Source organism: Pseudomonas sp. PDM01, assembly GCF_014852325.1.
GTDB lineage: Bacteria > Pseudomonadota > Gammaproteobacteria > Pseudomonadales > Pseudomonadaceae > Aquipseudomonas > Aquipseudomonas migulae.
Map to the genome: position 1 here is coordinate 568,489 of NZ_JACVBK010000004.1, position 22,693 is coordinate 591,181.

Genomic DNA, 22,693 nt, shown 5'->3' on the forward strand with positions numbered 1-22,693 from the left:
TGGCGGCGTTGCAGATGTCCGCAGACTAGCGGTAAACGAAGAGGTAATGAAGGTTATTGCTACAAATGGCTACAAAAAGTCTACGAACAAAAAAAAGCCCCGAACCAGTCGGGGCTTCTTTCGAGGATGCGGCCTCTGTTCAGTTCAGGTTAACGAACCCCGGTCTGACGCAATGCCGCCGGCGTGAAGTCGCTGGTGGTGGCAGTGAAACCGAAGTTGTATGCCGACTTCTCTTCGTTCTTCATGCCCAGTGCCAGGTAACGGCCGGACTGCAGGTCGTAGAGGGCTTCCAGGGTGTACCAAGGCACTTGAACGTTGTAGTAGTTCTGGGAGTGAGCTTCCGCTACACGCCAGAGTTGATTGCGACCGTCGTAGTGATCAATGACCGCTGCTTGCCAGGTATCTTCGTCGATGTAGAAGTCACGCTTGGCGTAGATGTGACGCTGACCTTCCTTCAGGGTTGCAACCACATGCCAGACCCGACGCAGCTCGTAACGAGCCAGGTCCTGGTTGATGTGACCGGCCTTGATGATGTCGGCGTACTTCAGCTTCGGATCGTCGAGCTTGTAGCTGTCGGAGGCGATGTACATCTCTTTCTTGCCTTCGAGCTTCCAGTCGTAACGATCCGGTGCACCGTTGTACATGTCCAGGTTGTCGGAGGTACGCAGGCCGTCCGCCGCGGTACCCGGCCCGTCATAAGACACTTGCGGAGCACGACGCACACGACGCTGACCGGCGTTGTAGACCCACGCCGAACGTGGTTCCGCCACCTGATCGAGGGTTTCGTGCACCAGCAGCACACCACCGGCCAGACGTGCAGGCGCGGTCACTTCCTGCTTGAAGTAGAACAGGATGTTGCCCGGGTTCGCCGGATCGTAATCCTTCATCTTGTCGCGGAATACGAACTGATCCTGGAAGTACACCAAGCTGTACGAGCCGTTCGGCTGCGGGGTGGCCTGGGTCACCAGACGGGTCACGCTGCCACCGCGATAACGGGTGATGTGGTTCCAGATAACCTCAACGCCGCTCTTTGGAATCGGGAACGGTACGGCTGTCTCGAAGTTTTTCAGCCCGTTGCCGCCGGACACCAGTTCCGTGGCGGTGGCGTTTCTCTTGATGGCAGCGAACACGTCATCCGGCACGGTCGCGCCGCGATGGGACGGGTAAACCGGCATCTTGAAGGTTTCCGGGTAACGCTTGAACATCGCGTACTGGCCTGGAGCAAGCTTGTCCTTGTACTGATCGACGTTCTGCGCCGTGATGGTGAACAGCGGTTTTTCACTGGCGAACGGGTCGGACAGGAAACCTTTGGCGTCGGCGGTGCCGGCGTTCTTCGCCATCGGCTTCCAGGCTGGAATCGAACCGTCAGCATTGCCCGCCATCTCGGCGCCCATTGGCGTCAGGCTCTTGCCCAGCTTGTCCGCTTCGGCCGCAGGGACCGCTGCCATCACACTGGTCGCCAGCAGCGTTAGCCCCAGAACTCCAGCGTTGAACAGACTCTTTGTTGTTTTCATAGGTGTGTTCGTCCTGAAAATGCAGTGCTTAGAAGTTCACGCCGAAGCTGAGCGCAACGAAGTCGCGGTCATCCACGGTGGTGTACTTGCCGTCAAAGAAGTTGGTGTAGGCCAGGGACGCGGTGTAGGTGTTCTGGTACTCGGCATCGAGACCCAGGCTGACCGCTTTGCGACCTTCCTCGAAGTTGCCGCCAGGGCCAGGTGAGTAACCGTCGACGTCATGGGACCAGGCGATGTTCGGCTTGAAGTTCACACCGGCGATCACGTCGTTGTATTCCCAGATCGCACGAGCGCGATAGCCCCAGGAGTCAGTCGTGGTGAAGCCATCGTTTTCGCAGTAGCGGTTGACGTTGTTTTGCGGACCGCCTGCCAGGGTCGAAGCGTTCAATGCCTGGCACTGACCGTTTGGCAATGGACCTGGGCCGTAGCTCGGGTCACGTCCGTAACGGGCTTTCGAAGTGCTTTCCAGGCCGCCGACGTGAGTCCAGCCAACCTCGCCCACCAACGTCAGTCGCTCGGCACCCATCACCTGATCGAAGAAGTGAGTGAAGGTTGTCTGCAGTTGAGACACTTCCTTGCGACGATAGCCATGCTGATCCGCACCAGGCTGCCCTTGCAGCACGGAAACGCTCGGGTTCAGTGGCGTCAGGCCGGAAAAGAGGATGTCGGTGGTGTTGAGCTGTACCGGTGCGTTCGGACGGTAGCTGAACTCACCACTCCAGGCGGTGCCGGTAGGCAACGTGGTGGAGAAGCTCAGGCCATAAAGCCGGATATCTTCCGGGTATTCGATGAAGTAGCTGGAGTTACCCGCCACCACCAATGGCAGGGTTTGCGCCGCCAGTCCGTTCGCGCCACCCACGATGCCAGCCGCGGTTCCCAGCGGAATGCCAGTGCCAACCAGTGCGCCAGTCAGAGCGCCACCCAGTGCCTGTGCGTTATAGGCGCTCGCCGGAGCCCCCTTGCCGCTGAAAATCGGCGCACGGCTGTGGTAGTTCATCATGTAGGCACCGAATTCGGTGTCCAGCGGCTCGAACATGTACTTGAAGGACACGCCGAACTGGCCACTGTCACGCGCATCGCGATCCGGACCACGACGAACGATCGCGCCTTCGTCCGGGTTACCCCAGTTCACGCCCCTGGCAGCCAGCGTGTTGAGGACCGCGTTGCGCGAGGCGGCTGGCAAACGAGCGGCCGCCAACGAGTTGTTGAGCCCGTTACGGGTCCGCAGTACGGCCAGGTTGTTATCGCAGCCATCGGAAATCACGTCCGGTTGCGAGAAGAACGTACCGCAGTTGTCGGTAACGGTCTGGTCCCATTCCAGTTGATAGAACGCTTCCGTGGAAAGGTTCTCGGTCAGGCTCTGGGACACGTAGAACATGTTGACCGGGATCAGGCCTTCCTTGATCTCGGCACCTGGACGGCGGAACGCGGAAACGTCGATCGGGTTGATCGAGTTGATGCCGCCGCCGATGAACGTACTTTCACCCCAGCTGACTACCTGCTTGCCCAGACGCACGGAACCCGGCTGATCGGCAACCGAGTAGTTGTGGTAGACGAAGGCGTCGAGAATTTGCCCGCCGGAGGACTTGGCGCCTTCCTTGCGGTTGTTGTCGCTGATGTCCTTGAACGGACGGTCTTCGTCCTTGAGTTCGAAGTCATACCAGTATTTGCCCCGGACGAAGATGCCGGTGTCGCCGTATTTCAATTCAAGGTCATGGATGCCTTTGAAGATCTTCGAGAAGGTTTCCCCGCTCTTGAAGTTCAAGTGGCCGTCATCGGAGGTCTGGGACAGGCCACGGCCACCGTTGTTTACGCCGATGAGGTTCTTGTTGGCACTCTCGGTAGACCAACTGGCACCAATCGACAGGGATGAGTCGAACTGACCTTCGATTTCACCAACGTTGAAACTGACGCCGAATGCGGGCCCGGCGAGCGAAGAGGCAAGACTGACAGCCAGAGGCAGTTTTGCCCGGCGCCAGAACTGGTTTACTGATGTCATCGACGCTACTCCATGTGCATTATTGTTATGGCATTGAGTACTTTTAAAAACGCTGTGGTTGACCGGAAGCCAAGGCATTCCGAATTCACTCCAAAGTTGCATCGCCCCGTTTTGTGCGTGTGCCCCGTTCTTAAAAATCCTTGAGCGGACTATAGCCAGCAGGTAGTACTGCTTGATCCCTCTAAAGTGTGATTTGCAGCTGCCGGCCACTCTGGAACAGTCCTTTCGCCAAGCCGACACCTGTCGGCACGGGAATGATGGCTGAAAATTCTGATTTCACAAGCCAAGCGCTTGCTTGGTGGGGCTGGCGTGCCATTTCGGGCACGCCGGAAGACGCTTAAAGCGTCGAGAGGAAGGTGCTGTTGTTGGCTTGCCATTCAGTGATGTCGAGGCGAATTCGCTTCTTGTCGAGTTTGCCGACACTGGTCTTGGGAATTTCAGTAACAAGGGCGATCTGGCTCGGGATGGCCCACTTGCTCAGGTGCCCCAGTTCCACAAATGGCTTGAGGTGCTCCTTGAGTTCCCTGGCCCCGATTACATGGCCCTCGCGGATCACCAGCAAGGCAAACGGGCGTTCGCCCCACTGCGGATCGGCAATGCCCACCACTGCTACTTCGCGTACCGCTGCATGGCGACTGATCAGGTCTTCCAGGTCCAGGGAGGAAATCCATTCGCCGCCGGTCTTGATTACGTCCTTGATCCGGTCGCGAATGTCGATCACGCCCATGCTGTCCAGCGTCGCCACGTCCCCGGTGTGCAGCCAGCCACCGGCCCAGAGCTCGGCGCCCTTCTGCGGCTCATTGAAATAGCCTTCGGTGAGCCACGGCGCACGCAGCACCAATTCACCCTGGGTCTCGCCATCGGCGGGCAGGAAGTTACCGTCGGTGTCGACAATGGCCGCTTCCACCAAAGGCCCCGGCACGCCGGCCTTGATCCGGTACGTGGTGCGTTCGTCTTCGGTGCCCGCCATCAGCTCATCGTTGAGGTGCGCACAGGAAACCAGCGGGCCGGTTTCCGACATGCCGTACGCGGCGGTCAGCTGAATGCCTTTGGCTTTGGCGGCTTCGTACAACGCACGATTCAATGCACTGCCGCCGATCACGATTTTCCAGCCGCCGAAGTCGGTGCCTTGCGCCGCCTTGGCGTTGAGAACCATCTGCAGGATGGTCGGTACGCAATGCGAGAAGGTGACCTTTTCCTTGCGCCACAGCTCCACCAGGTATTCGGGATCGTAGCGCCCCGGATAAACCTGCTTGAGCCCGAGCATGGTCGCCACATACGGCAAGCCCCAGGCGTGCACATGGAACATCGGGGTGATCGGCATGTACACGTCGTTGGTGCCCAACAGCCGCACACTGTCGATGGCGCCCATGATGGTCGACACGCCCATGGTGTGCAGCACCAGTTGCCGATGGGTGAAGTACACGCCTTTGGGATTGCCGGTGGTGCCGGTGGTATAGAAGGTGGTCGCGACCGAATTTTCGTCGAAATCCTGGAAGTCGTACTGCGTGCTCGCGGCCGCCAGCAACTGCTCGTATTCACCGACGAGGTTCGGCAGGTCGGCGGTTTTTTCCGGCAGGTCGGTCAGCAGCAGGGTTTTCTCGACGGTGGTCAGGTGCCCGGCAATCGCGTTGTACAGCCCGACGAATTCGCTGTTGACCAGCACGAAGCGGTCCTCGGCGTGATTCATGGTGTAGAGGATCTGTTCCGGCGACAGGCGCACGTTGATGGTGTGGATCACCGCGCCGATCATCGGAATGGCAAACATGCATTCCAGATAACGATGACTGTCCCAGTCCATCACCGCCACGGTATCGCCGGCCTTGACGCCGGCCGCCGTCAGCACGTTGGCCAGGCGTGCGACCCGTTCGATCAGGGTCGGATAGCTGTAGCGCAATTGATCGCGGTAAATGATCTCGCGGGTTTTCTCATAGCGCGCGCCGGACATCAGCAGCCGTTTGATCAGCAGCGGATACTGGTAAGCGCCTTCGGCTGGGGGGATAACGCGAGTCTGCAACATAAGAATCCCTTTTCTGACTGCACGGTCGTGGCTGAAAGTAAGCACTCTAGTGCCCTTCCATGACAACCAAATCAGCCGAAGGAATGATTTGCAACATTCAGCAAATGCTAGCGTTGCGCCAGCATTTTCACCCGTTTGCCGAACTCTTTCCTTGTAGGAGCCAGCTTGCTGGCGAATGGGGCGACGCGGTACATCAGACACACCGCTTCGCCGGCAAGCCGGCTCCTACAAAGGGTGGTGTTCGTCGATCAATGCATTTCGGTAAACGCGAGTTTCACGCCGATGGCGATCAGTACGGCGCCCATGGTCCGGTCGAACCAGTGGCCCATGCGGGCGAAACCGGCGCGTACACGCTGCTGGCTGAACAGCATCGCCACCAGGCAGAACCAGAAAGCCGTCGCCGCCGCCAGGTAAACCCCGTAACCGGCCTGCACCGCCAATGGCGTATGCGGATTGATCACCACGGTGAACAACGACAGGAAGAACAGCGTGGCTTTCGGGTTCAGACCGTTGGTCACGAAACCCGAGGTGAAAGCGCCGCGAGCGGTGCGCTCACCCGCCTCCTTGTGCAGATCGTCAGTCACCGGCTTGGCCGGTTGCGCGCGCAGGGCCTTGAAACCGATGTACAGCAGATACGCGGCGGCCGCCCATTTCAAGGCGTTGAACAGCACGATCGACTGGGACACGATCAGGCCGATACCGAGCAGCGAATAGCCGACGTGCAGGAAAATCGCCGTACCGACCCCCATCGCCGTCCAGGTGCCGGCGCGACGACCGTGGGTCACGCTCTCACGCACCACCACGGCGAAATCCGGGCCGGGGCTGGCGACGGCCAGCAGGTGAATCAGGGCAACGGTCAAAAACTCTGTCCAATACATGCGGGCTCCTCTGGGGGCTAAACGGTCGAATTATCACTTCCAGGCTGACATCGCCCCTGTGGGAGCGGGCTTGCTCGCGAAGGCGTTGTGTCAGACAACATCAATGTCGACTGACACAACGCCTTCGCGAGCAAGCCCGCTCCCACAAGGTTCGGCGTAGACCTGGCATTGCGTAACGATTTGTTTCATCTGGTAGGCTCGGCAGATTACGCCTTCAGTTCAATGCACAAAAGGTACAGTTGATGACGAACTCTCGCCGCGCCGTTTTCCTCGACCATCCCTCGCTGGACCTCGGCGATCTCGACCTCAGCCCATTGCGCGCCTGCTTCGATGATTTGCAACTGTTTGCGCAGACCACGCAGGATCAAGTGATCGAACGCCTCAAGGGCGCCACCGTCGCCATCAGCAACAAAATCCTGATCGATGCCGCCGCCATCGCCGCCAGCCCCGAGCTGAAGCTGATCCTGATCACCGCCACCGGCACCAATAACGTCGACCTCGCCGCCGCCCGCGCCCATGGCGTGACCGTCTGCAACTGTCAGGGTTACGGCACGCCATCGGTGGCGCAGCACACGATCATGCTGCTGCTGAACCTGGCGACGCGCCTCGCCGATTATCAGAAAGCCGTCGGTGAAGGTCGCTGGCAACAGGCAAAACAGTTCTGCCTACTGGACTACCCGATCGTCGAACTGGAAGGCAAAACCCTCGGTTTGCTCGGTCATGGCGAACTGGGCGGCGCGGTCGCACGACTGGCCGAAGCCTTCGGCATGCGCGTGCTGCTTGGGCAGATTCCAGGGCGCCCCGCCCGACCGGACCGTTTGCCGCTGGATGAACTGCTGCCACAAATCGACGCGCTGACGTTGCACTGCCCGCTCAATGAACACACTCGCCACTTCATCGGTGCCCGCGAACTGGCCTCGATGAAACCCGGCGCTTTCGTGGTCAACACCGCCCGTGGCGGCCTGATTGATGAACAGGCGCTGGCCGACGCCTTGCGTAGCGGACACCTCGGCGGTGCGGCCACCGACGTGTTGAGCGTCGAACCGCCGAGCGCCGGCAACCCGTTGCTCGCCGCCGACATTCCACGCCTGATCGTTACGCCGCACAACGCCTGGGGCAGTCGCGAGGCGCGGCAGCGGATCGTTGGCCAATTGACCGAAAACGCGCAGGGATACTTCAGCGGTAAGGCGCTGCGGGTCGTCAGTTGATAAACTGCGGCACTTTTTTTCAAGGAGCAGAGTATGGATCCGCGCAGTGAAGTACTGCTTCGTCAGGCCGAGTTATTCCAGGGTTCGGTGCTGCTGGCCGGCTTGCCCGCCGATGATTTGCTCGGGCGCCTGCCCGACGCCCATGGCTGGTGCTGGCATGCCGGCGATCAGGCCGCGCTGGATGCCCGCTTCACCGAGCGCAGCCATTTTGGCGTGACTGTGCCCGAGCGCGAATTCGACACCGCTGTGGTGTTTCTGCCCAAATCCAAGGACCTCACCGATTACATCCTCAACGCCCTCGCCTCCCGCCTGGCCGGACGCGAGTTGTACCTGGTGGGTGAAAAACGCAGCGGCATCGAAGGCGCGGCCAAACAACTGAACCCGTTTGGCAAACCGCGCAAGCTCGACAGTGCGCGTCATTGCCAGCTGTGGCTGGTCACCGTGGCCGATGCGCCGCAAGCCAAATCCCTGGAAAGCCTGGCCCAGACCTACGAATTGCCGCTGGCCGAAGGGCCGCTGAAAGTCATCAGCCTGCCGGGCGTATTCAGCCACGGTCGGCTGGATCGCGGCAGCGCGTTGTTGCTGGAACACCTGGACAAATTGCCAAGCGGCCATTTGCTGGACTTCGGTTGCGGCGCCGGTGTTTTGGGCGCGGCGGTCAAACGTCGTTATCCGCACAATCAGGTCACGCTGCTCGACGTGGATGCGTTTGCCGCCGCCAGCAGTCGCTTGACCCTGGCTGCCAATGGTCTGGAAGCGGACGTCATTACCGGTGACGGAATCGATGCCGCGCCGATGGGTTTGAGTGCCATTCTGAGCAACCCGCCGTTCCATGTCGGCGTGCACACCGATTACTTCGCCACCGAGAACTTGCTGCGAAAAGCCGCCAAACATCTGAAAAACGGTGGCGAACTGCGGCTGGTCGCGAACAGCTTCCTGAAGTACCAACCGCTGATCGAAGAGCACCTCGGCGTGTGTGCGATCAAGGCCGAAGGTCAGGGTTTCCGAATCTACCGGGCCAAACGCGGTTAGCAATTTGTACTTGCCCTATCGGATTAGCCTAGGCAGAATCCGCTCCGTCCTAGGGGAGTAGTCTCCCACGAGCGCCATGCTCGTCCGGCATACGTCAACATACTTGGTCCTCAGACCATGGCGTATGCGACCCAAGCGTCCGCATCAGACGGATCGCCAGGGTTTGACAAGACCTATGACACGAACACCTTACCCGGGGCGGGAAGGCTGTACGTGTCATAGCCGTGTCGACCCGCCCCTTAGGAAAACCCTGATGCTGGATTCACTTCTCGTTCCCACCGCAATCGTTGCCTTGGCCGAAATCGGCGACAAGACGCAACTGCTCGCGCTCATCCTTGCTGCCCGCTTTCGCAAACCGTGGCCAATCATCGCCGGCATCGTCGCCGCCACCCTGGCCAACCACGCGGCAGCCGGTGCGGTAGGTGCCTGGGTCGGCAGTTTCTTCTCGGATGCGGTGTTGCACTGGATCCTCGCCGCAAGCTTCGCTGCGACGGCATTGTGGACCCTGGTGCCGGACAAGATGGATGACGATGAAGCCAGCACCGCCCGCAAATTCGGGCCGTTCCTGACAACATTGATCGCGTTCTTCCTCGCGGAAATCGGTGACAAGACCCAGATCGCGACCGTGATGCTGGCCGCGCAATACCCGGAACTGTGGCTGGTGATTATCGGCACCACCCTGGGCATGTTGATTGCCAACGTGCCGGTGGTTTTGGCGGGTAACTTTGCGGCGGACAAATTGCCATTGACCCTGATTCGTCGACTGGCGGCGTCGGCGTTCTTCGTCCTGGCGATTGTCGCGGTGTACAAGGCGATGCAGAGCAGCGGGTGGCTGTAACGTCGTAGGTCGTTAGACCGCGTTATCGTTCATCGCGAGCAGGCTCGCTCCCACAGGTTTTTTGGCGATCACATAATTTGTGTACGGCACAAAACCTGTAGGAGCGAGGCTTGCCCGCGAAGGCGTCAGCGGCATCAACGCATATCGATCAGGACTTCCGCGCGTTCTCGTACAACGGCATCACCTTCGGAATCGCCGCCTGCAACGAAGCAATCCGACTGGACGACGCCGGGTGAGTGCTCATGAACTCCGGTGGCGAACCTTCCGAAGCCTTGCTCATCTTGTTCCACAGGGTGATCGCGGCGTTCGGGTTGTAACCGGCGCGGGCCGCCAGTTCCAGGCCGATCAGGTCCGCTTCGTTTTCGTTGGCGCGACTGTTGGGCAGCGTCATGCCGTAGTTGGCCACGGTGTCCGCCAGGGCCAGGCTGTCCTGGCCCAGACCGAGCAAGGCGCCCGCGCCCTGCTTGGCCATTTCGATGCCGTACGCCTTGGACATCGCTTCACGACCGTGCTCACGCAGGGCGTGGGCGATTTCATGGCCCATGATCGCGGCGATTTCATCGTCGGTCAGTTGCAGGCTGTCGATCAGCCCGGTGTAGAAAATGATCTTGCCGCCAGGCCCGCAGTTGGCGTTGAGCTCGTCACTCTTGATCAGGTTGACTTCCCATTTCCACTGGGCCGAATCCGGACGGAAAATCGGCGCCTGGGCGATCAGCCGATCAGTGATCACCTGGATGCGCTTGGCATCGTTGCTGGTCTTGTCCAGCACACCTTTGTTGGTCGCCTCGCCAACGGTCTTTTGATAAGACTGGGCGTACATCTGGTTGACCTCGTCCGAGGACAACATGCTGAACATGTACTGCTTGCGCTCCACGCCTACGGCTCCGCCGCTGGTGGTGTTGACCGACTGACAACCCGCGAGCAGCAGACCCGCGCTCAGAGCACACAAAACCAATCGCTTGTTCATCACAAAACTCCCTCGAAACATGCCGCGTATCCTAGGCGTCGATTTGTATCGGCGCCAGATACAACAGACATACAGACGTGGATTTCGGACAAAGCTCTCATCAACAGTAGGAAAAAATTCACATACCGCCACCCGCCACGGCCAGTCACGGCCGGCAATGATTCAATTGCGACATCGACGGCTCCAAAACAGCCATTTCGTCGCACCTCACTCATGGCCCTCGAGCCCCCTGCCGATACAGCACCGCAGAAGTCCTCTTGCGTGCGGAGCACCCATGAAATTCAAGTCCATCCAGTTTTCCGTGGCGGCCCTCGCTGGCGCCATCGTATTAAGTGTCGTGGCAGCCCTGGTGCTGTACGCGCTGTTTTCCGGCGCACGGACGCAAGACATGGTTCAGGATCGGACCCAGGCGCAATTCGAGCAAGTCATCGAGCAGCGCCTGACGTCCCTGGCGCAAACCCAGGTCAGCCAGATCCAGCGTGAACTCGAAGCGCCGCTGCTGATTGCCGGCGGACTGGTGCGGGTCAACGCCCTGATCGGCACACCGGGCGCCGATGGCCAGCCGCAACTGAACCTGAGCCGCGAGCAATTGATCAGCCTGATCAAGGAAAACGTCGCCAAAAACCCGAAGATTCTCGGTACCTACATCGGTTGGGAAAAAAACGCCCTCGACCACAACGACGCAGCCTACGTCGACACCAAGGTCGTCGGCATCGACGCCAGCAACGGACGCTTCCTGCCGTGGTGGTTCCGCAACGAAGACGGCAGCCTGGGCCTGGACAAACTGGTGGACGTCGACGACCAGAAAACCCTGTCTACCGGCGTGCGCGCCAGCGAGTACTACCTGTGCTCGAAAGAAACCAAAAAATCCTGCGTGATCGATCCGGCGCCCTACAAGGTCGGCGACAAAATCGTCATGCTCGCGTCCTTTATTGAACCGATCATGCTCAACGGTGCGTTCCAGGGCATCGTCGGCGCCGACCTCTCGGTGAACTTCATCCAGGAAATGCTCCTGGGCGCGAACCAGAAGTTGTACAACGGCTCGGGCGTCATGGCGCTGATCGGCGGTAATGGCCGGATCGTTGCCTACACCAAGGACCCGAGCAAATTCGGCGAGAAGGTCAGTGACATCCTCGACAGCCAGCAGATCGCCAACATGGCCAATCTGAAGCGCGGCGAAGTCACCTACACCGTCGACAAGGCCCAGGGCCGGATCGAGTTGTACCTGCCGTTCGGCATCGGCCAGACCGACGCCCGCTGGACGCTGATGCTGCAACTGCCGCTGAACGCGGTGATGGCCGACCTGCAAAAACTCCAGGCCGACCTGAATACCCAGCGCAAATCCGACACCTTCGGCATGGCCATGGTCGGTCTGCTGATCGCCGGCGTCGGCTTGCTGGTGATCTGGTTGGTGGGCCACGGCATTGCTCGCCCGCTGAAACAAATGGTGGCCATGCTCGACGACATTGCCAAAGGTGAAGGCGACCTGACGCGCCGTCTGACCAGCGATCGCGCCGACGAACTGGGCTCGATCGCCAAAGGTTTCAACACTTTCCTCGCCAAGTTGCAGGCGATGATCACCCAAGTGGTGACGTCGGTGCAGAGCGTCAGCGATTCGTCGGAACACACCGCTGACATCGCCATCCGCACCAACATTGGCGTACAGAAACAAATGGTCGAAATCGATCAGGTCGCCACGGCGGTGCATGAAATGACCGCTACCGCCCAGGACGTGGCGCGCAACGCGACCCAGGCGGCGCAAGCGGCCAGCCATGCGGATCAGGCGGCCTCTCAGGGCAAACAGATCGTGCGGGATACGTCGAACTCGATCGGCGTGCTGGCCGTGGAAATCGGCAAGGCTGTCGGCGTGGTGCAAAACCTGGCCAAGGACAGCGAGAACATCAACGCGATCCTCACCGCCATTCGCGGCATCGCCGAGCAGACCAACTTGCTGGCCTTGAACGCCGCCATTGAAGCTGCACGGGCCGGCGAGCAGGGCCGTGGCTTTGCGGTGGTGGCCGATGAGGTGCGCAACCTGGCGCAGAAAACCCAGAAGGCCACCGAAGAAATCCAGACCATGATCCAGCAGCTGCAACAAGGCACGCGCGATGTGGTGCGGGTGATGGAAGACAGCCAGAACCGCACCGACGAAAGCGTGCAGCATGCGGCGAAAGCGGCCGAAGCGCTGGATGCGATCACTCAGGCGGTGTCGGTGATCAATGACATGAACACCCAGATTGCCAGCGCGGCCGAGGAACAGAGTGCGGTGGCGGATGACATCAACCGGAACGTGATCAACATTGGGCAAGTGGCCAATGAAGTGGCGGGCGGTGCGGATGAATCAAGCGCGGCGAGTGCGGGGTTGACCAAGCTGGCTGAGCAGCAGCGGCGGTTGATCAATCAGTTCAAGGTTTAAGGATTGCCGGAAGGTCCTGCGGACCTTATCGCGAGCAGGCTCGCTCCCACAGGGGATCTGTGTAGCACACAAATTTTGTGTTCACTGAAGATCAACTGTGGGAGCGAGCCTGCTCGCGATGGGGCCAGCCCAGACAACCCATCAGCCGGGAGTCAAACACTCCGGCCCATTCAACTTCGGATCATTCACCAGATTCGCCAACACCCGCTCGCGCAACGCCGCGGGTTCACTGGCCAGTAATCCCTGCAACACATGCAACGGCGTCTCGGGATCGAGCCACGCCTCCTGTCCCGCCGCATCCAGGATCAACGGCCGACGCTGACTCGCCGCCGGTTGCGTGATCACAGCCGTGCTCAGCCACACCTGCTCCTGTACCGGATACGCCTCCCAGATCGCCGCGAAAAACAGCGTCGAGCCCTCCCCCGGCGTCAGCCAATACGGGCGCTTGCGCGTCGTGCCGCGCCATTCGTAAAAACCGTTGGCCGGCAACAGGCAGCGGCGCTCGCGCAGGGCCTGGCGAAACATCGGTTGCTCGGCCACGGTTTCGGCGCGGGCATGGGCCGGCGTGCGGGACAGATCGGTGAGCCACGGCGGTGTCAAACCCCAGCGGGCACGGGCCAATTCACGCTCGCCGTCGGCGCCGGCACGCAGCATCAACACCGAATCATTGGGGGAAATATTCCACTGGGCCTGCTGATCGGCGGGGAAGCCAGGCAGGGCCGCGAAGGCGGGGTTCCAGCGAAACAGGGCATAACGTCCACACATGGGGCAACACGACTCTTGATCAAACGAACGTCAGCCTAACAGACCAGCGTGCCGGGAAAGCTTTCCGGTTCATCGCCGGGCATCGGCAGCGCGGCATTGTACGCGGTGATCAACTCCCGGGCGTATTCGGCCTGGTCGTTATCCACCGACAAGCCCAGCAGGCCGAAGATCGGCAATTCGCCGGTGCCGCCAAGCAAATCGCGGCCGACCAGATGCGCCTCGACGCCCTCGCTGGCCAACATGCTTTGCAGCAACTCGCCTTCCATCAGGTTTTCCGGTTCGTAGATTCGCTGCATGGATGCCCTCACTCGTTCTCGCTGAACACTTCGAGATGCCACTCCTCTCCATGAACCTGCAACACAAACTTAATTGGCCGACAACACACCTGACAGTCCTCGATATAGGTCTGATCACCCGCCGACAAATCCACAGTCGTCTCGACCTCTTCACCACAATACGGACATTCATACTCTGCAGTTTCCAGCATCGCGGTCTCCCAAGTGACTTGTGCGTATAATCGCCGGTCTATTTGCAGGGCTATTTTTGTCTGGCTAACTTTTCAGACCGTGCCCCGTTGGTTTTCGATCAAAACCTTTACTTACCCTAGCCGTTTCTAACAAGAGAGCATGATGGGCGAATTCGATGCCATCCGACCTTACGACGACAGCGAAGTCCCAGCAGTGCTGGCACGCTTGCTCGGCGACAAGGCGTTTCTAGATATCCTCACCCACTTCCGCTTCCCGCGTTTTGCCGGTGCCTTCGGCTGGATGCTCAAACCTCTTATAGCTCATCGGCTGCGCCGTGAGTTCGCCGGCATCGATTCGGTGGCCACGCTGCAGGACAAAGTCGAGTATTACGTCGACCACACCATCGAGCGCGCCACGGACGGTGTCACGTACACCGGCGTCGAGCAATTCAAGTCCGGCAGCGCCTACCTGTTCATCGCCAACCACCGCGACATCGTGATGGACCCGGCCTTCGTCAACTATGCCGTGTACCACGCAGGCCTGCCGACGCCGCGCATCGCGATTGGCGACAACCTGCTGCAAAAGCCCTTTGTCAGCGACCTGATGCGCCTGAACAAGAGCTTCATCGTGCACCGTTCGATCACCGGTCGCCGCGAGAAAATGGCGGCTTATCAGTTGTTGTCGGCGTACATCAACCACTCGATCCGCAACGATTGCGCCTCCATCTGGATCGCGCAGGCCGAAGGCCGGGCCAAGGACGGCGACGACCGCACCGAGTCGGCGATCCTCAAGATGTTCCACATGAGCCGCAAGGACGAGCCGTTCGGCGAAGTCATCCGCTCGCTGAACGTCACCCCGGTGTCGATCAGCTACGAATACGACCCGTGCGACCAGGCCAAGGCCCGCGAACTCTACATCCGCGCCACCACCGGCACCTACACCAAGGCGCCAGGCGAGGACGATGTGAGCATCGCCAAGGGCATTACCGGCTACAAGGGTCGAGTCCACGTGAACTTCGCCGCGCCGATCACCGAGCTGTTCGAAGACACCAAGCAATTGGCGGTCGAGATGGACAAGCAGATTCTCGGCGGCTACCGCTTGTTCCCGGTGCACTACCTGGCTTACGCGCAATGGAAGGATGCCGACCCGCAGTTGCAGGTGCCGAAAGCGTCTGATGTGTTTGCTGCCGACGAACTGGCGAAAGCCCAGGAAGAATGGCAACAGCGCCTGGACGCTTGCCCGGAAGAACATCGTCCGTTCCTGGTGCTGCAATACGCCACGCCGGTGCGTAATCAGTACCGTGTGAAGGCCGGGTTGCCGCTGTAACTCCGGCCTGGATACAAACCCTGTGGGAGTGAGCCTGCTCGCGATAGCGCTGTGTCAGCCGACATCTCTGTAGCTGATACAGCGCTATCGCGAGCAGGCTCACTCCCACATTGGTTTTACGGTGTGCTCAGACGCGCGTGCTGATCCAAGACACCAGCAGCGCCAACCCCAGGCAGGCGAAACCGAAGCGGTAGAAAAACCGGTTCATGCGCAAGGTCGCACCATCCAGCATCAACATTGGCTCATCGATGCGACGGCTCTGGCTCTGCGCTTCGAGGCTGGCCAACGCGCGTTGTTCGCGACGACGCGTGGCGTGCAACAGCCAGCTGCCCGGAAAGGCCAGCAGCAAGGCGAGCAGGTTGATCAATTTGGCGGGATGGGCGGTAAACAGCGTCATCAAATGCAGCGACATCACGAACCTCGGACAAAACAGGTGTGGCGGAAGCCAGATCGACGACCGCGGCGCGGATTCTACCGAAAGCCGTCCCTCCTGCCCGCCGCTATACGATAAATAACTCACCATTTGGCAGATTCCTGCCCTGCGTCACGGCTTCGTCATCTGAATGCGCCAATCTCTCGCCCCACCAAAACCGACATGGATACCGTCATGCTGCACGCTGAAAACCAGGATCGCCTCTATCTCATTACTCAAAGCGACGAACAACAAACCTTGGTCGGCAGCCTTGCCTTCAACGTTCAGGATCGTCATTGGCTGGTGTATTGCGCGCTGGGCGGGCATCAACATGCGGATCTGCCGGAGGCTGATTTGCTGACAGGGGTGAGTGTGCTGGAGTTTTACTCGCAAGCCGCCTGACACCAACGCCCCCTGTAGGAGCGAGGCTTGCCCGCGAAAGCGGTGTATCAGCCGACATCGATATTGAATATTCGACCGTCTTCGCGGGCAAGCCTCGCTCCTACAGGGGGCCAGGTGAATTCGAGAAATCAGCAGACACAAAAAAGCCCGGGGCCATTGCTGGCGCCGGGCTTTTTGATTTCAGCGAAAACTTATTCGCCGAGAATCTGACCCACGGTCGAGTCCTTGAACAGGCGCGTCAATGCATCGCTCAACACATCGCTGACCAGCTTGGTGTTGGTTTCCTGGTTTGGCGCCATGCCGAAACGCTGATCCAGGGATGCACCGTAACGACCGCTGTAGCGGCGGTTGGCGTTCTGCACGTCAGAGCGGAAGGTCGCGCCGATGGTCGCCTCGGTCACATACATGCCTTCTTTAGGCGACTGATACTTCAGCTCGGCCAGGGTCACGGTCAGTTGCGGGGCATTCGGCGCATTGTTAGTCGGGGTAAAGCCGAGCAAGCGCACGGCCGCTTCGGCCTGGGCCTGCAGCTTCGGCAGAATCTGCGCGCCCTGCACCGTGATCGCGCTGGTCTCCGGATACAGACCGCCACGGGTGCCCAGGGTTGGCGACGGACGACCGTCCACCACACGCACCACGACTGGCTGGCCATGGCCGACCGGTGCCAGCTGAGTGGTCAGCTTCGGCTCCGGACTCAGTTGTTGCGGGCTGTGGGCGCAGCCAACCAGGGTCAAACTGGTCACAGTGATCAAACCGAACAACAGGCGTTGCAACATGCTCTTCTCTCCAGAATCAGGCACAAACAGGCCGGCAGTATAGCGGTGCGCCACTGCGGGTAACTAGCGTCATGCAACGAATACCAGAATCTCAGACAAACCCCGTGGACCGCGGTTCCTGTCACACATCGTTCACCCTCCTTTCACCTGCGCGTCACGACTTGCTGACAACGTATGCGGTAAATCCCACGAGGTATTTCCCATGCGCCTTCTCGTCTCCCTGTTCACACCGCGCCCGTTGCATCGCTGCTTCGCCCTGCTCGACCGCAACGGCCATTGCCAGGCATTCAAGCAGTGCAGCCTCCAGCCGATGGGCGATGGCTGGGTCGAAATCGAAGAAATCCGCCTCAACTGGCTGCACCATCCCCTGCCCGCCAGCGCCCGTGTCAACCAGCGCCAACCCCGTGCTCGCGCTCAACAACTGCTGGCGACCTGACCAGACGCCTAATAAAAGTCATTAAACACGTCCATTTCCCCGCGTTTCTTAGATACAATCTCCCCCCGATTATAAGGACGTCTCCTGATCGGGCCTCGCAGCAATCGTCAATGCTTCGGTATTGGCACCCCGCACCGCCCACAGAGAGCCGCCCACACAGATCGAGTGAAGCTGGCGCGCTTGCTGTTCCTTGAGCAAAACCCCCACTTTTCGCGAATCTGCAGAGCTGTCATTACGCTCGGTCACTGAGCTGTTTGCCCGTTTTGCCTGTCATGTATTCCATGGCGGCGATCCATCCGGGCACGGTGCCAGGCTGGGACAGCCCTTTTTTGAGGTTCACGTCTTCAAAAGAGCGTGAAAAAAACGGGTTTTCACAACTTCACAAGAGTGTGGCGAGCAAATGAATAGTTTTGCGTCTGAACATGCACCATTAGCGTCTGAAACAGCCCAACGACACAGGACCGAGTATTCCTCGAACACCGGAGCCTGAAGCCTGTCCGCTACGGATTTGGTTGCACAAACGGATGTCTCGACCATAAGTCGAATTGCCAGTCGCGCGTTGAAATGAGTTCATTGACCTCATAAACCCGGCCGGTAGCGTCCGTCGAAGTTGCGATAAATTGCGAAGATTCGGACATGGCGACACTGCCATGGGTACCTGGGGCATCACTGACACGCCCCGAACGCCTGGCAGCCATGCCGACAATTTGGTGCTGCAGATTTTGGAGACGCGTTAAATGGCGCATAACGAAGCAGTCGACGTAGTACTGGTTGGGGCCGGCATCATGAGTGCCACCCTCGCTGTACTGCTCAAAGAGCTCGACCCCGCGATCAAGCTGGAAGTCGTCGAGCTGATGGATTCCGGTGCCGCGGAGAGTTCCAACCCGTGGAACAACGCCGGTACCGGTCACGCCGGGCTGTGTGAGCTCAATTACACGCCGCAGGCCGCCGACGGCACCGTCGACATCAAGAAAGCCGTGCACATCAACACTCAGTTTGAAGTGTCGAAGCAGTTCTGGTCCTACCTGACCAAAAAAGGCACCTTCGGCTCGTGCAAGACCTTCATCAGCCCGGTGCCGCACCTGAGCTTCGTCCAGGGCGACAGCGGCGTGTCCTTCCTCAAGGAACGCTTCAAGGTGCTGAGCAAGCACCACGCCTTCGCGGACATGGAATACACCGAAGACAAGGCAAAAATGGCCGACTGGATGCCATTGATGATGCCGGGGCGTGACGCTGGCGAAACCCTCGCCGCCACCCGTGTGATCAATGGCACCGACGTCAACTTCGGCGCGCTGACCAACCAGTTGCTCAAGCACCTGACCAGCGCACCCGATGCCCAGGTCAAGTACTGCAAGCGTGTGACCGGCCTGAAGCGCAACAACGGCGGCTGGACCGTCAGCATCAAGGACGTCAACAGCGGCAATACCCGCGAAGTCGACGCCAAATTCGTGTTCCTCGGCGCGGGCGGCGCGGCATTGCCGTTGTTGCAGGCCTCGGGCATCGAAGAAAGCAAAGGCTTCGGCGGCTTCCCGATCAGCGGCCAGTGGCTGCGTTGCGACAACCCGGAAGTGGTCAAGCATCACCAGGCCAAGGTGTACAGCCAGGCTGCCGTGGGTTCGCCACCGATGTCGGTGCCGCACCTGGACACTCGCGTGGTCGATGGCAAGAAGTCCCTGCTGTTCGGACCTTACGCCGGTTTCACCACCAAGTTCCTCAAGCACGGCTCCTTCATGGACCTGCCGATGTCGGTTCGCGCCGGCAACATCGGCCCGATGCTGGCCGTGGCGAAAAACAACATGGACCTGACCAAGTACCTGGTCAGCGAAGTGATGCAGTCGATGGAGCAGCGTCTGGATTCCCTGCGCCGCTTCTACCCTGAAGCGAAAGCCGAAGACTGGCGCCTGGAAGTGGCCGGCCAACGGGTGCAGATCATCAAGAAAGACCCGAAAAAGGGCGGCGTTCTGCAGTTCGGTACCGAACTGGTCGCGGCCAAGGACGGTTCCCTTGCTGCCCTGCTGGGTGCTTCGCCAGGCGCGTCGGTGACCGTTTCGATCATGCTGGAACTGATCGAAAAATGCTTCCCGGCCCAAGCGTCCGGCGAGTGGGCAGCCAAACTGGCGGAAATCTTCCCGGCCCGGGAAAAGGTTCTGGAAACCGATGCTGCGCTGTATCGCAAGATCAACGCGCAGAACAACATCGCGCTGGAACTGGTTGAAGAAAGCAGCGAGACACCAAGCTTCGCTTGATTCGGCCCCATAAAAAAGCCCCGCTCTCATTGAGAGCGGGGCTTTTTTTTGCTTTCCTGTAGGAGCACGGCTTGCCGGCGATGGCGCCCTTGAGATCGCCTTCGCCGGCAAGCCGTGCTCCTACAAAAGCAACAGCATTGCGATCGCAAAGTTTCTTTCAGCCGCGGGCTTTTTCGATCAGCTCGATGTAGTCCGGGGCGTTGCGCTGATCCTTGATCAGGGCAACGAAGTCATTGCCGTGCTCGTCCTTGCCGTCCAGATCAAAACCGGCCTCGACGAAGAACGTCAGAAAACGCTCGAAGTCGTCGATACGCAGGCCACGGTAGGCCTTGATCAGTTTGTGCAGGGACGGCGAAGTGGCGTCGACCGGTTCGAAATCGAGAAACAACTTGATCTGCTCGTCGCCGATCTCGTCACCAATCACTTGTTTCTTATCTTTACGCATTGCCGACTCCAGCTCGCAGACATTTCACGGGGCGGGCAGTTTACCCCTCACTGGCCGCCGGGCTCAACGCGGACGAACGGCCCCGGTGTGCAGATCGGCCCAGACATGACCGTTGGCGTAGCTGAGGAACTGGCAATACACCGTGTCATTGCGCAGCAAGTCGATCACCACGCGGTATTGCGCCATCGGGTAAAACAGCGTCAGGGTTTTGCTCTTGTCGTCGTAGATCGGCTTTTTCAGGCTTTTGCTTTCGCCATCGAAGTTGACCAGCACCTGATTGATGGTCGCGCCCTTGTTCAAGGATTTGCCCTTGAGGCGGATCAGCAGCGGAGACGTTACCGGGATCGGCTGTTGAGTGGACTGCCGTTGGCTGCCGACCACCACCGAATACTCGGTGACCTGCAGCAATTGTTGCTGCTCCGGTTCGGCATCACGCAGCGTCAGGTCGTCAGGCGGCAGAAACTGCCCGTGCATCAGCGCCGGCGCGGCGGCCAGCGGCAGGCTGAGGGTCAGCAACAGGGCGGCGCAGCTGCGGATCAAAAGGCTCATGACGGGCTCCGAAAGGCGGGGCCGGGCACTCTATCATGGCTGCACACCGTCCCTGTAGGAGCGTGGCTTGCCCGCGAAGGCGGTGTGTCAGTCGATAACTAAGGGACTGACACACCGCCTTCGCGGGCAAGCCTCGCTCCTACAGTGGGGTGGTGCGTATCAATCGAACTGCGCGCGCATCCAGGCCTGATACTCGGCTACGCCCGGCTCGCCTTCACGTGGCGCCCAATCAGCCAGCTCACCTTCGCCCACAGGACGATAAGGACCGGCCTTGCACTCGAACATCAGGCTGTCGGCTTCCAGCACCACCAGGCCATGAAACACACCGGTTGGCAGGTCCACGCCCACGCAATCGCCAGCGGCCTGCAGGACTTGCTTGCGCACCACCGCGCCGGACTCGTCGAAGATCAACACGCCAAGCCGTCCCTTGAGGACCAGCAAGGTTTCAGCCTTGTTCTCCCCCAGATGCCGATGAGGCGGGATGTACGTGCCCGGCTGCAAACCCACCGCCATGCGATGGCAAGCGTCTTCCATCTGATGAAAGTTGTGGTGCTGGCGTCCACGCGGATTGGCCGCTGCTTTCTCGGCCAACTCAGTGAACAGGGTTTGATCAAGAAAGCTCGGCGCGGCCATGTGCTTACATTCCTTTAACGGCAAAAATCCCGTTGGCGTTACGCCAGTAGCCTTTGTAGTCCATGCCGTAACCGAAGATGTAGCGGTCGATGCACGGCAAACCGACGAAATCGGCTTTCAGGTCCGGACGAGCCTTGCGGTCGTGGTCCTTATCGATCAGCACGGCGGTGTGCACTTTGCGCGCGCCGGCGTGTTTGCAGAAGTCGATGATCGCGCCCAGGGTGTGACCTTCGTCGAGGATGTCGTCGATGATCAGTACGTCACGGTCGATAAACGACACTTCAGGCTTGGCTTTCCAGAACAGGTCGCCGCCGCTGGTTTCGTTGCGATAACGGGTGGCGTGCAGGTAGGACGCTTCCAGCGGGAATTGCAGATGGGTGAGCAGCTTGCCGGCGAAGATCAGGCCGCCGTTCATCACGCAGAACACCACCGGGTTAGTGTCAGCCATTTGTTCGTTGATATGTGCACCAACGCGGGCGATGGCCGCCTCGACTTCAGCTTCGGTGTACAGGCAGTCAGCCTCTCGCATGATTTGACGGATATGCTCGAGATCAGCGGACATGGCGCTCTCCAAGGGGTGGCATTCAGGAAAAGCGGGCAAAGGTACGCATCCCGCACGGCCAGATCAAGCGTTTGTGGACTAACGTACTCTATTGTCTATAGGACAACACCCTCGGATAGATTAATCTAGGCCGGTTTTTTTGCCCGCCGCCGGAGCCTTTCCCATGCCCATCCTCGAGATCCGCCATCCGCTGATCCGTCACAAACTCGGCCTGATGCGCCGCGCAGACATCAGCACCAAGAATTTCCGCGAGCTCGCTCAGGAAGTCGGTGCCCTTTTGACCTATGAAGCCACCAAAGACCTGCCGCTGGAATCCTACGACATCGAAGGCTGGTGCGGCACCGTGTCGGTCGAGAAAATCGCCGGCAAGAAAATCACTGTGGTGCCGATCCTGCGCGCCGGCATCGGCATGCTCGAAGGCGTGCTGAGCCTGATCCCGGGCGCCAAAGTCAGCGCCGTGGGCGTAGCCCGCAACGAACAGACGCTGCAAGCCCACACGTATCTGGAAAAACTGGTTCCGGAAATCAACGAACGCCTGGCAATGATCATCGACCCGATGCTCGCCACCGGCAGTTCCATGGTTGCCACCATCGACCTGCTGAAAAAAGCCGGTTGCCGCGACATCCGCGCCATGGTGCTGGTCGCCGCGCCGGAAGGCATCGCCGCTGTGGAGAAGGCTCACCCGGACGTGACCATCTACACCGCTTCCATTGACGAGAAACTCAACGAACACGGTTACATCATCCCGGGCCTGGGCGATGCCGGCGACAAGATCTTCGGCACCAAGCAGAAGGACGCTTGA

Annotated in this window: 23 protein-coding genes, 1 pseudogene and 1 riboswitch; of the genes and pseudogenes, 10 read left to right on the plus strand and 14 right to left on the minus strand. The window is 59.7% G+C overall.

Annotated elements, in window-relative coordinates; translation table 11 throughout:
* Positions 1 to 149: 149 nt before the first annotated feature.
* The 4 genes from IB246_RS13315 to IB246_RS13330 form a co-directional block, all read right to left on the minus strand.
* Positions 150 to 1,514 carry a DUF1329 domain-containing protein gene (locus tag IB246_RS13315; RefSeq protein WP_008037263.1) on the minus strand — a complete coding sequence of 455 codons (1,365 nt, stop codon included), beginning with the start codon at positions 1,512 to 1,514 and terminating at the stop codon, positions 150 to 152.
* Between the two features lie 28 nt (positions 1,515 to 1,542).
* The gene (locus IB246_RS13320; protein ID WP_008037261.1) at positions 1,543 to 3,513 is read right to left on the minus strand and encodes a DUF1302 domain-containing protein; all 1,971 of its coding nucleotides are present in this window, start codon (positions 3,511 to 3,513) and stop codon (positions 1,543 to 1,545) included.
* Positions 3,514 to 3,850: 337 nt separating this feature from the next.
* The gene (locus IB246_RS13325) at positions 3,851 to 5,533 is read right to left on the minus strand and encodes a fatty acid--CoA ligase (protein ID WP_008025929.1); all 1,683 of its coding nucleotides are present in this window, start codon (positions 5,531 to 5,533) and stop codon (positions 3,851 to 3,853) included.
* Between the two features lie 248 nt (positions 5,534 to 5,781).
* The gene (locus IB246_RS13330; protein WP_008025927.1) at positions 5,782 to 6,411 is read right to left on the minus strand and encodes a LysE family translocator; all 630 of its coding nucleotides are present in this window, start codon (positions 6,409 to 6,411) and stop codon (positions 5,782 to 5,784) included.
* A gap of 242 nt (positions 6,412 to 6,653) precedes the next feature.
* On the opposite strand from IB246_RS13330, the gene IB246_RS13335 reads away from it, so the two are divergent.
* The 3 genes from IB246_RS13335 to IB246_RS13345 all read left to right on the plus strand — a co-directional run bounded on the left by IB246_RS13335 (position 6,654) and on the right by IB246_RS13345 (position 9,489).
* Positions 6,654 to 7,619: a 2-hydroxyacid dehydrogenase gene (locus IB246_RS13335; RefSeq protein WP_008025925.1), complete on the plus strand. Its 966-nt coding sequence runs from the start codon at positions 6,654 to 6,656 to the stop codon at positions 7,617 to 7,619.
* A gap of 33 nt (positions 7,620 to 7,652) precedes the next feature.
* A complete protein-coding gene (locus tag IB246_RS13340) occupies positions 7,653 to 8,651 on the plus strand; it encodes a class I SAM-dependent methyltransferase (protein ID WP_008037258.1) in 999 nt (332 codons plus the stop codon).
* A gap of 40 nt (positions 8,652 to 8,691) precedes the next feature.
* Positions 8,692 to 8,815: riboswitch (yybP-ykoY riboswitch) on the plus strand.
* An 89-nt stretch (positions 8,816 to 8,904) separates the two neighbouring features.
* Complete coding sequence (locus tag IB246_RS13345) at positions 8,905 to 9,489, plus strand: TMEM165/GDT1 family protein (RefSeq protein WP_008037256.1); 585 nt, start codon at positions 8,905 to 8,907, stop codon at positions 9,487 to 9,489.
* A gap of 148 nt (positions 9,490 to 9,637) precedes the next feature.
* Here the strand turns inward: IB246_RS13345 and IB246_RS13350 are convergent, their stop codons facing one another.
* A complete protein-coding gene (locus IB246_RS13350; RefSeq protein WP_008037254.1) occupies positions 9,638 to 10,456 on the minus strand; it encodes a M48 family metallopeptidase in 819 nt (272 codons plus the stop codon).
* Positions 10,457 to 11,819: 1,363 nt separating this feature from the next.
* Here IB246_RS13350 and IB246_RS29075 point away from each other — a divergent pair.
* A pseudogene (locus IB246_RS29075) lies at positions 11,820 to 12,017 on the plus strand (HAMP domain-containing protein); the annotation flags it as partial.
* 111 nt (positions 12,018 to 12,128) lie between these two features.
* Entirely contained in the window at positions 12,129 to 12,872 is a 744-nt protein-coding gene (locus IB246_RS29080) for a methyl-accepting chemotaxis protein (protein ID WP_411738707.1), read from the plus strand.
* Between the two features lie 141 nt (positions 12,873 to 13,013).
* Here IB246_RS29080 and IB246_RS13360 read toward each other — a convergent pair whose 3' ends face one another.
* Genes IB246_RS13360 through IB246_RS13370 form a run of 3 tightly spaced genes read right to left on the minus strand, consistent with a single transcriptional unit; the run spans position 13,014 to position 14,124 of the window.
* On the minus strand, positions 13,014 to 13,637 hold the full coding sequence (locus IB246_RS13360) for an SOS response-associated peptidase (protein ID WP_008037251.1): 624 nt from the start codon (positions 13,635 to 13,637) through the stop codon (positions 13,014 to 13,016).
* 35 nt (positions 13,638 to 13,672) lie between these two features.
* Positions 13,673 to 13,933, minus strand: coding sequence for a putative signal transducing protein (locus IB246_RS13365; RefSeq protein WP_008025915.1), 261 nt, complete (start codon positions 13,931 to 13,933; stop codon positions 13,673 to 13,675).
* 8 nt (positions 13,934 to 13,941) lie between these two features.
* A complete protein-coding gene (locus tag IB246_RS13370; RefSeq protein ID WP_008037248.1) occupies positions 13,942 to 14,124 on the minus strand; it encodes a CPXCG motif-containing cysteine-rich protein in 183 nt (60 codons plus the stop codon).
* A gap of 139 nt (positions 14,125 to 14,263) precedes the next feature.
* Between IB246_RS13370 and IB246_RS13375 the strand changes: the two genes are divergently transcribed.
* Positions 14,264 to 15,430 carry a 1-acyl-sn-glycerol-3-phosphate acyltransferase gene (locus IB246_RS13375; RefSeq protein ID WP_032828604.1) on the plus strand — a complete coding sequence of 389 codons (1,167 nt, stop codon included), beginning with the start codon at positions 14,264 to 14,266 and terminating at the stop codon, positions 15,428 to 15,430.
* Positions 15,431 to 15,557: 127 nt separating this feature from the next.
* Here the strand turns inward: IB246_RS13375 and IB246_RS13380 are convergent, their stop codons facing one another.
* Positions 15,558 to 15,842, minus strand: a complete 285-nt coding sequence (locus IB246_RS13380) for a hypothetical protein (protein ID WP_008037240.1) — start codon at positions 15,840 to 15,842, stop codon at positions 15,558 to 15,560.
* A gap of 195 nt (positions 15,843 to 16,037) precedes the next feature.
* Here IB246_RS13380 and IB246_RS13385 point away from each other — a divergent pair, with 195 nt between their 5' ends.
* Positions 16,038 to 16,244, plus strand: a complete 207-nt coding sequence (locus IB246_RS13385; protein ID WP_008037239.1) for a hypothetical protein — start codon at positions 16,038 to 16,040, stop codon at positions 16,242 to 16,244.
* Between the two features lie 191 nt (positions 16,245 to 16,435).
* Here IB246_RS13385 and IB246_RS13390 read toward each other — a convergent pair whose 3' ends face one another.
* Positions 16,436 to 17,020 carry a YajG family lipoprotein gene (locus IB246_RS13390; RefSeq protein ID WP_008037238.1) on the minus strand — a complete coding sequence of 195 codons (585 nt, stop codon included), beginning with the start codon at positions 17,018 to 17,020 and terminating at the stop codon, positions 16,436 to 16,438.
* A gap of 202 nt (positions 17,021 to 17,222) precedes the next feature.
* Between IB246_RS13390 and IB246_RS13395 the strand changes: the two genes are divergently transcribed.
* Both IB246_RS13395 and mqo read left to right on the plus strand, forming a co-directional pair.
* Positions 17,223 to 17,456, plus strand: a complete 234-nt coding sequence (locus IB246_RS13395; protein ID WP_008025904.1) for a hypothetical protein — start codon at positions 17,223 to 17,225, stop codon at positions 17,454 to 17,456.
* A 737-nt stretch (positions 17,457 to 18,193) separates the two neighbouring features.
* Positions 18,194 to 19,702, plus strand: coding sequence for a malate dehydrogenase (quinone) (mqo, locus tag IB246_RS13400; RefSeq protein WP_008025902.1), 1,509 nt, complete (start codon positions 18,194 to 18,196; stop codon positions 19,700 to 19,702).
* A 157-nt stretch (positions 19,703 to 19,859) separates the two neighbouring features.
* Here the strand turns inward: mqo and IB246_RS13405 are convergent, their stop codons facing one another.
* From IB246_RS13405 to IB246_RS13420, 4 genes are all read right to left on the minus strand, one after another.
* Positions 19,860 to 20,147 (minus strand): PA4642 family protein, encoded by a 288-nt coding sequence (locus IB246_RS13405; RefSeq protein ID WP_008037237.1) that lies wholly within the window; start codon positions 20,145 to 20,147, stop codon positions 19,860 to 19,862.
* Positions 20,148 to 20,210: 63 nt separating this feature from the next.
* Positions 20,211 to 20,696, minus strand: a complete 486-nt coding sequence (locus IB246_RS13410; RefSeq protein ID WP_008025899.1) for a hypothetical protein — start codon at positions 20,694 to 20,696, stop codon at positions 20,211 to 20,213.
* A 159-nt stretch (positions 20,697 to 20,855) separates the two neighbouring features.
* A complete protein-coding gene (locus tag IB246_RS13415; protein ID WP_008037236.1) occupies positions 20,856 to 21,329 on the minus strand; it encodes a WbuC family cupin fold metalloprotein in 474 nt (157 codons plus the stop codon).
* A 4-nt stretch (positions 21,330 to 21,333) separates the two neighbouring features.
* Complete coding sequence (locus IB246_RS13420; RefSeq protein ID WP_008025895.1) at positions 21,334 to 21,891, minus strand: hypoxanthine-guanine phosphoribosyltransferase; 558 nt, start codon at positions 21,889 to 21,891, stop codon at positions 21,334 to 21,336.
* Positions 21,892 to 22,054: 163 nt separating this feature from the next.
* Here IB246_RS13420 and upp point away from each other — a divergent pair, with 163 nt between their 5' ends.
* Positions 22,055 to 22,693 (plus strand): uracil phosphoribosyltransferase, encoded by a 639-nt coding sequence (gene upp, locus IB246_RS13425; RefSeq protein WP_008025893.1) that lies wholly within the window; start codon positions 22,055 to 22,057, stop codon positions 22,691 to 22,693.

Bases quoted from the DNA above. Each gene is read 5' to 3' on its own strand.
- IB246_RS13315 (WP_008037263.1), bottom strand. From the start codon at position 1,514: ATGAAAACAACAAAGAGTCTGTTCAACGCTGGAGTTCTGGGGCTAACG.
- IB246_RS13320 (WP_008037261.1), bottom strand. From the start codon at position 3,513: ATGACATCAGTAAACCAGTTCTGGCGCCGGGCAAAACTGCCTCTGGCT.
- IB246_RS13325 (WP_008025929.1), bottom strand. From the start codon at position 5,533: ATGTTGCAGACTCGCGTTATCCCCCCAGCCGAAGGCGCTTACCAGTAT.
- IB246_RS13330 (WP_008025927.1), bottom strand. From the start codon at position 6,411: ATGTATTGGACAGAGTTTTTGACCGTTGCCCTGATTCACCTGCTGGCC.
- IB246_RS13335 (WP_008025925.1), top strand. From the start codon at position 6,654: ATGACGAACTCTCGCCGCGCCGTTTTCCTCGACCATCCCTCGCTGGAC.
- IB246_RS13340 (WP_008037258.1), top strand. From the start codon at position 7,653: ATGGATCCGCGCAGTGAAGTACTGCTTCGTCAGGCCGAGTTATTCCAG.
- IB246_RS13345 (WP_008037256.1), top strand. From the start codon at position 8,905: ATGCTGGATTCACTTCTCGTTCCCACCGCAATCGTTGCCTTGGCCGAA.
- IB246_RS13350 (WP_008037254.1), bottom strand. From the start codon at position 10,456: ATGAACAAGCGATTGGTTTTGTGTGCTCTGAGCGCGGGTCTGCTGCTC.
- IB246_RS29080 (WP_411738707.1), top strand. From the start codon at position 12,129: ATGGTCGAAATCGATCAGGTCGCCACGGCGGTGCATGAAATGACCGCT.
- IB246_RS13360 (WP_008037251.1), bottom strand. From the start codon at position 13,637: ATGTGTGGACGTTATGCCCTGTTTCGCTGGAACCCCGCCTTCGCGGCC.
- IB246_RS13365 (WP_008025915.1), bottom strand. From the start codon at position 13,933: ATGCAGCGAATCTACGAACCGGAAAACCTGATGGAAGGCGAGTTGCTG.
- IB246_RS13370 (WP_008037248.1), bottom strand. From the start codon at position 14,124: ATGCTGGAAACTGCAGAGTATGAATGTCCGTATTGTGGTGAAGAGGTC.
- IB246_RS13375 (WP_032828604.1), top strand. From the start codon at position 14,264: ATGATGGGCGAATTCGATGCCATCCGACCTTACGACGACAGCGAAGTC.
- IB246_RS13380 (WP_008037240.1), bottom strand. From the start codon at position 15,842: ATGTCGCTGCATTTGATGACGCTGTTTACCGCCCATCCCGCCAAATTG.
- IB246_RS13385 (WP_008037239.1), top strand. From the start codon at position 16,038: ATGCTGCACGCTGAAAACCAGGATCGCCTCTATCTCATTACTCAAAGC.
- IB246_RS13390 (WP_008037238.1), bottom strand. From the start codon at position 17,020: ATGTTGCAACGCCTGTTGTTCGGTTTGATCACTGTGACCAGTTTGACC.
- IB246_RS13395 (WP_008025904.1), top strand. From the start codon at position 17,223: ATGCGCCTTCTCGTCTCCCTGTTCACACCGCGCCCGTTGCATCGCTGC.
- mqo (WP_008025902.1), top strand. From the start codon at position 18,194: ATGGCGCATAACGAAGCAGTCGACGTAGTACTGGTTGGGGCCGGCATC.
- IB246_RS13405 (WP_008037237.1), bottom strand. From the start codon at position 20,147: ATGCGTAAAGATAAGAAACAAGTGATTGGTGACGAGATCGGCGACGAG.
- IB246_RS13410 (WP_008025899.1), bottom strand. From the start codon at position 20,696: ATGAGCCTTTTGATCCGCAGCTGCGCCGCCCTGTTGCTGACCCTCAGC.
- IB246_RS13415 (WP_008037236.1), bottom strand. From the start codon at position 21,329: ATGGCCGCGCCGAGCTTTCTTGATCAAACCCTGTTCACTGAGTTGGCC.
- IB246_RS13420 (WP_008025895.1), bottom strand. From the start codon at position 21,891: ATGTCCGCTGATCTCGAGCATATCCGTCAAATCATGCGAGAGGCTGAC.
- upp (WP_008025893.1), top strand. From the start codon at position 22,055: ATGCCCATCCTCGAGATCCGCCATCCGCTGATCCGTCACAAACTCGGC.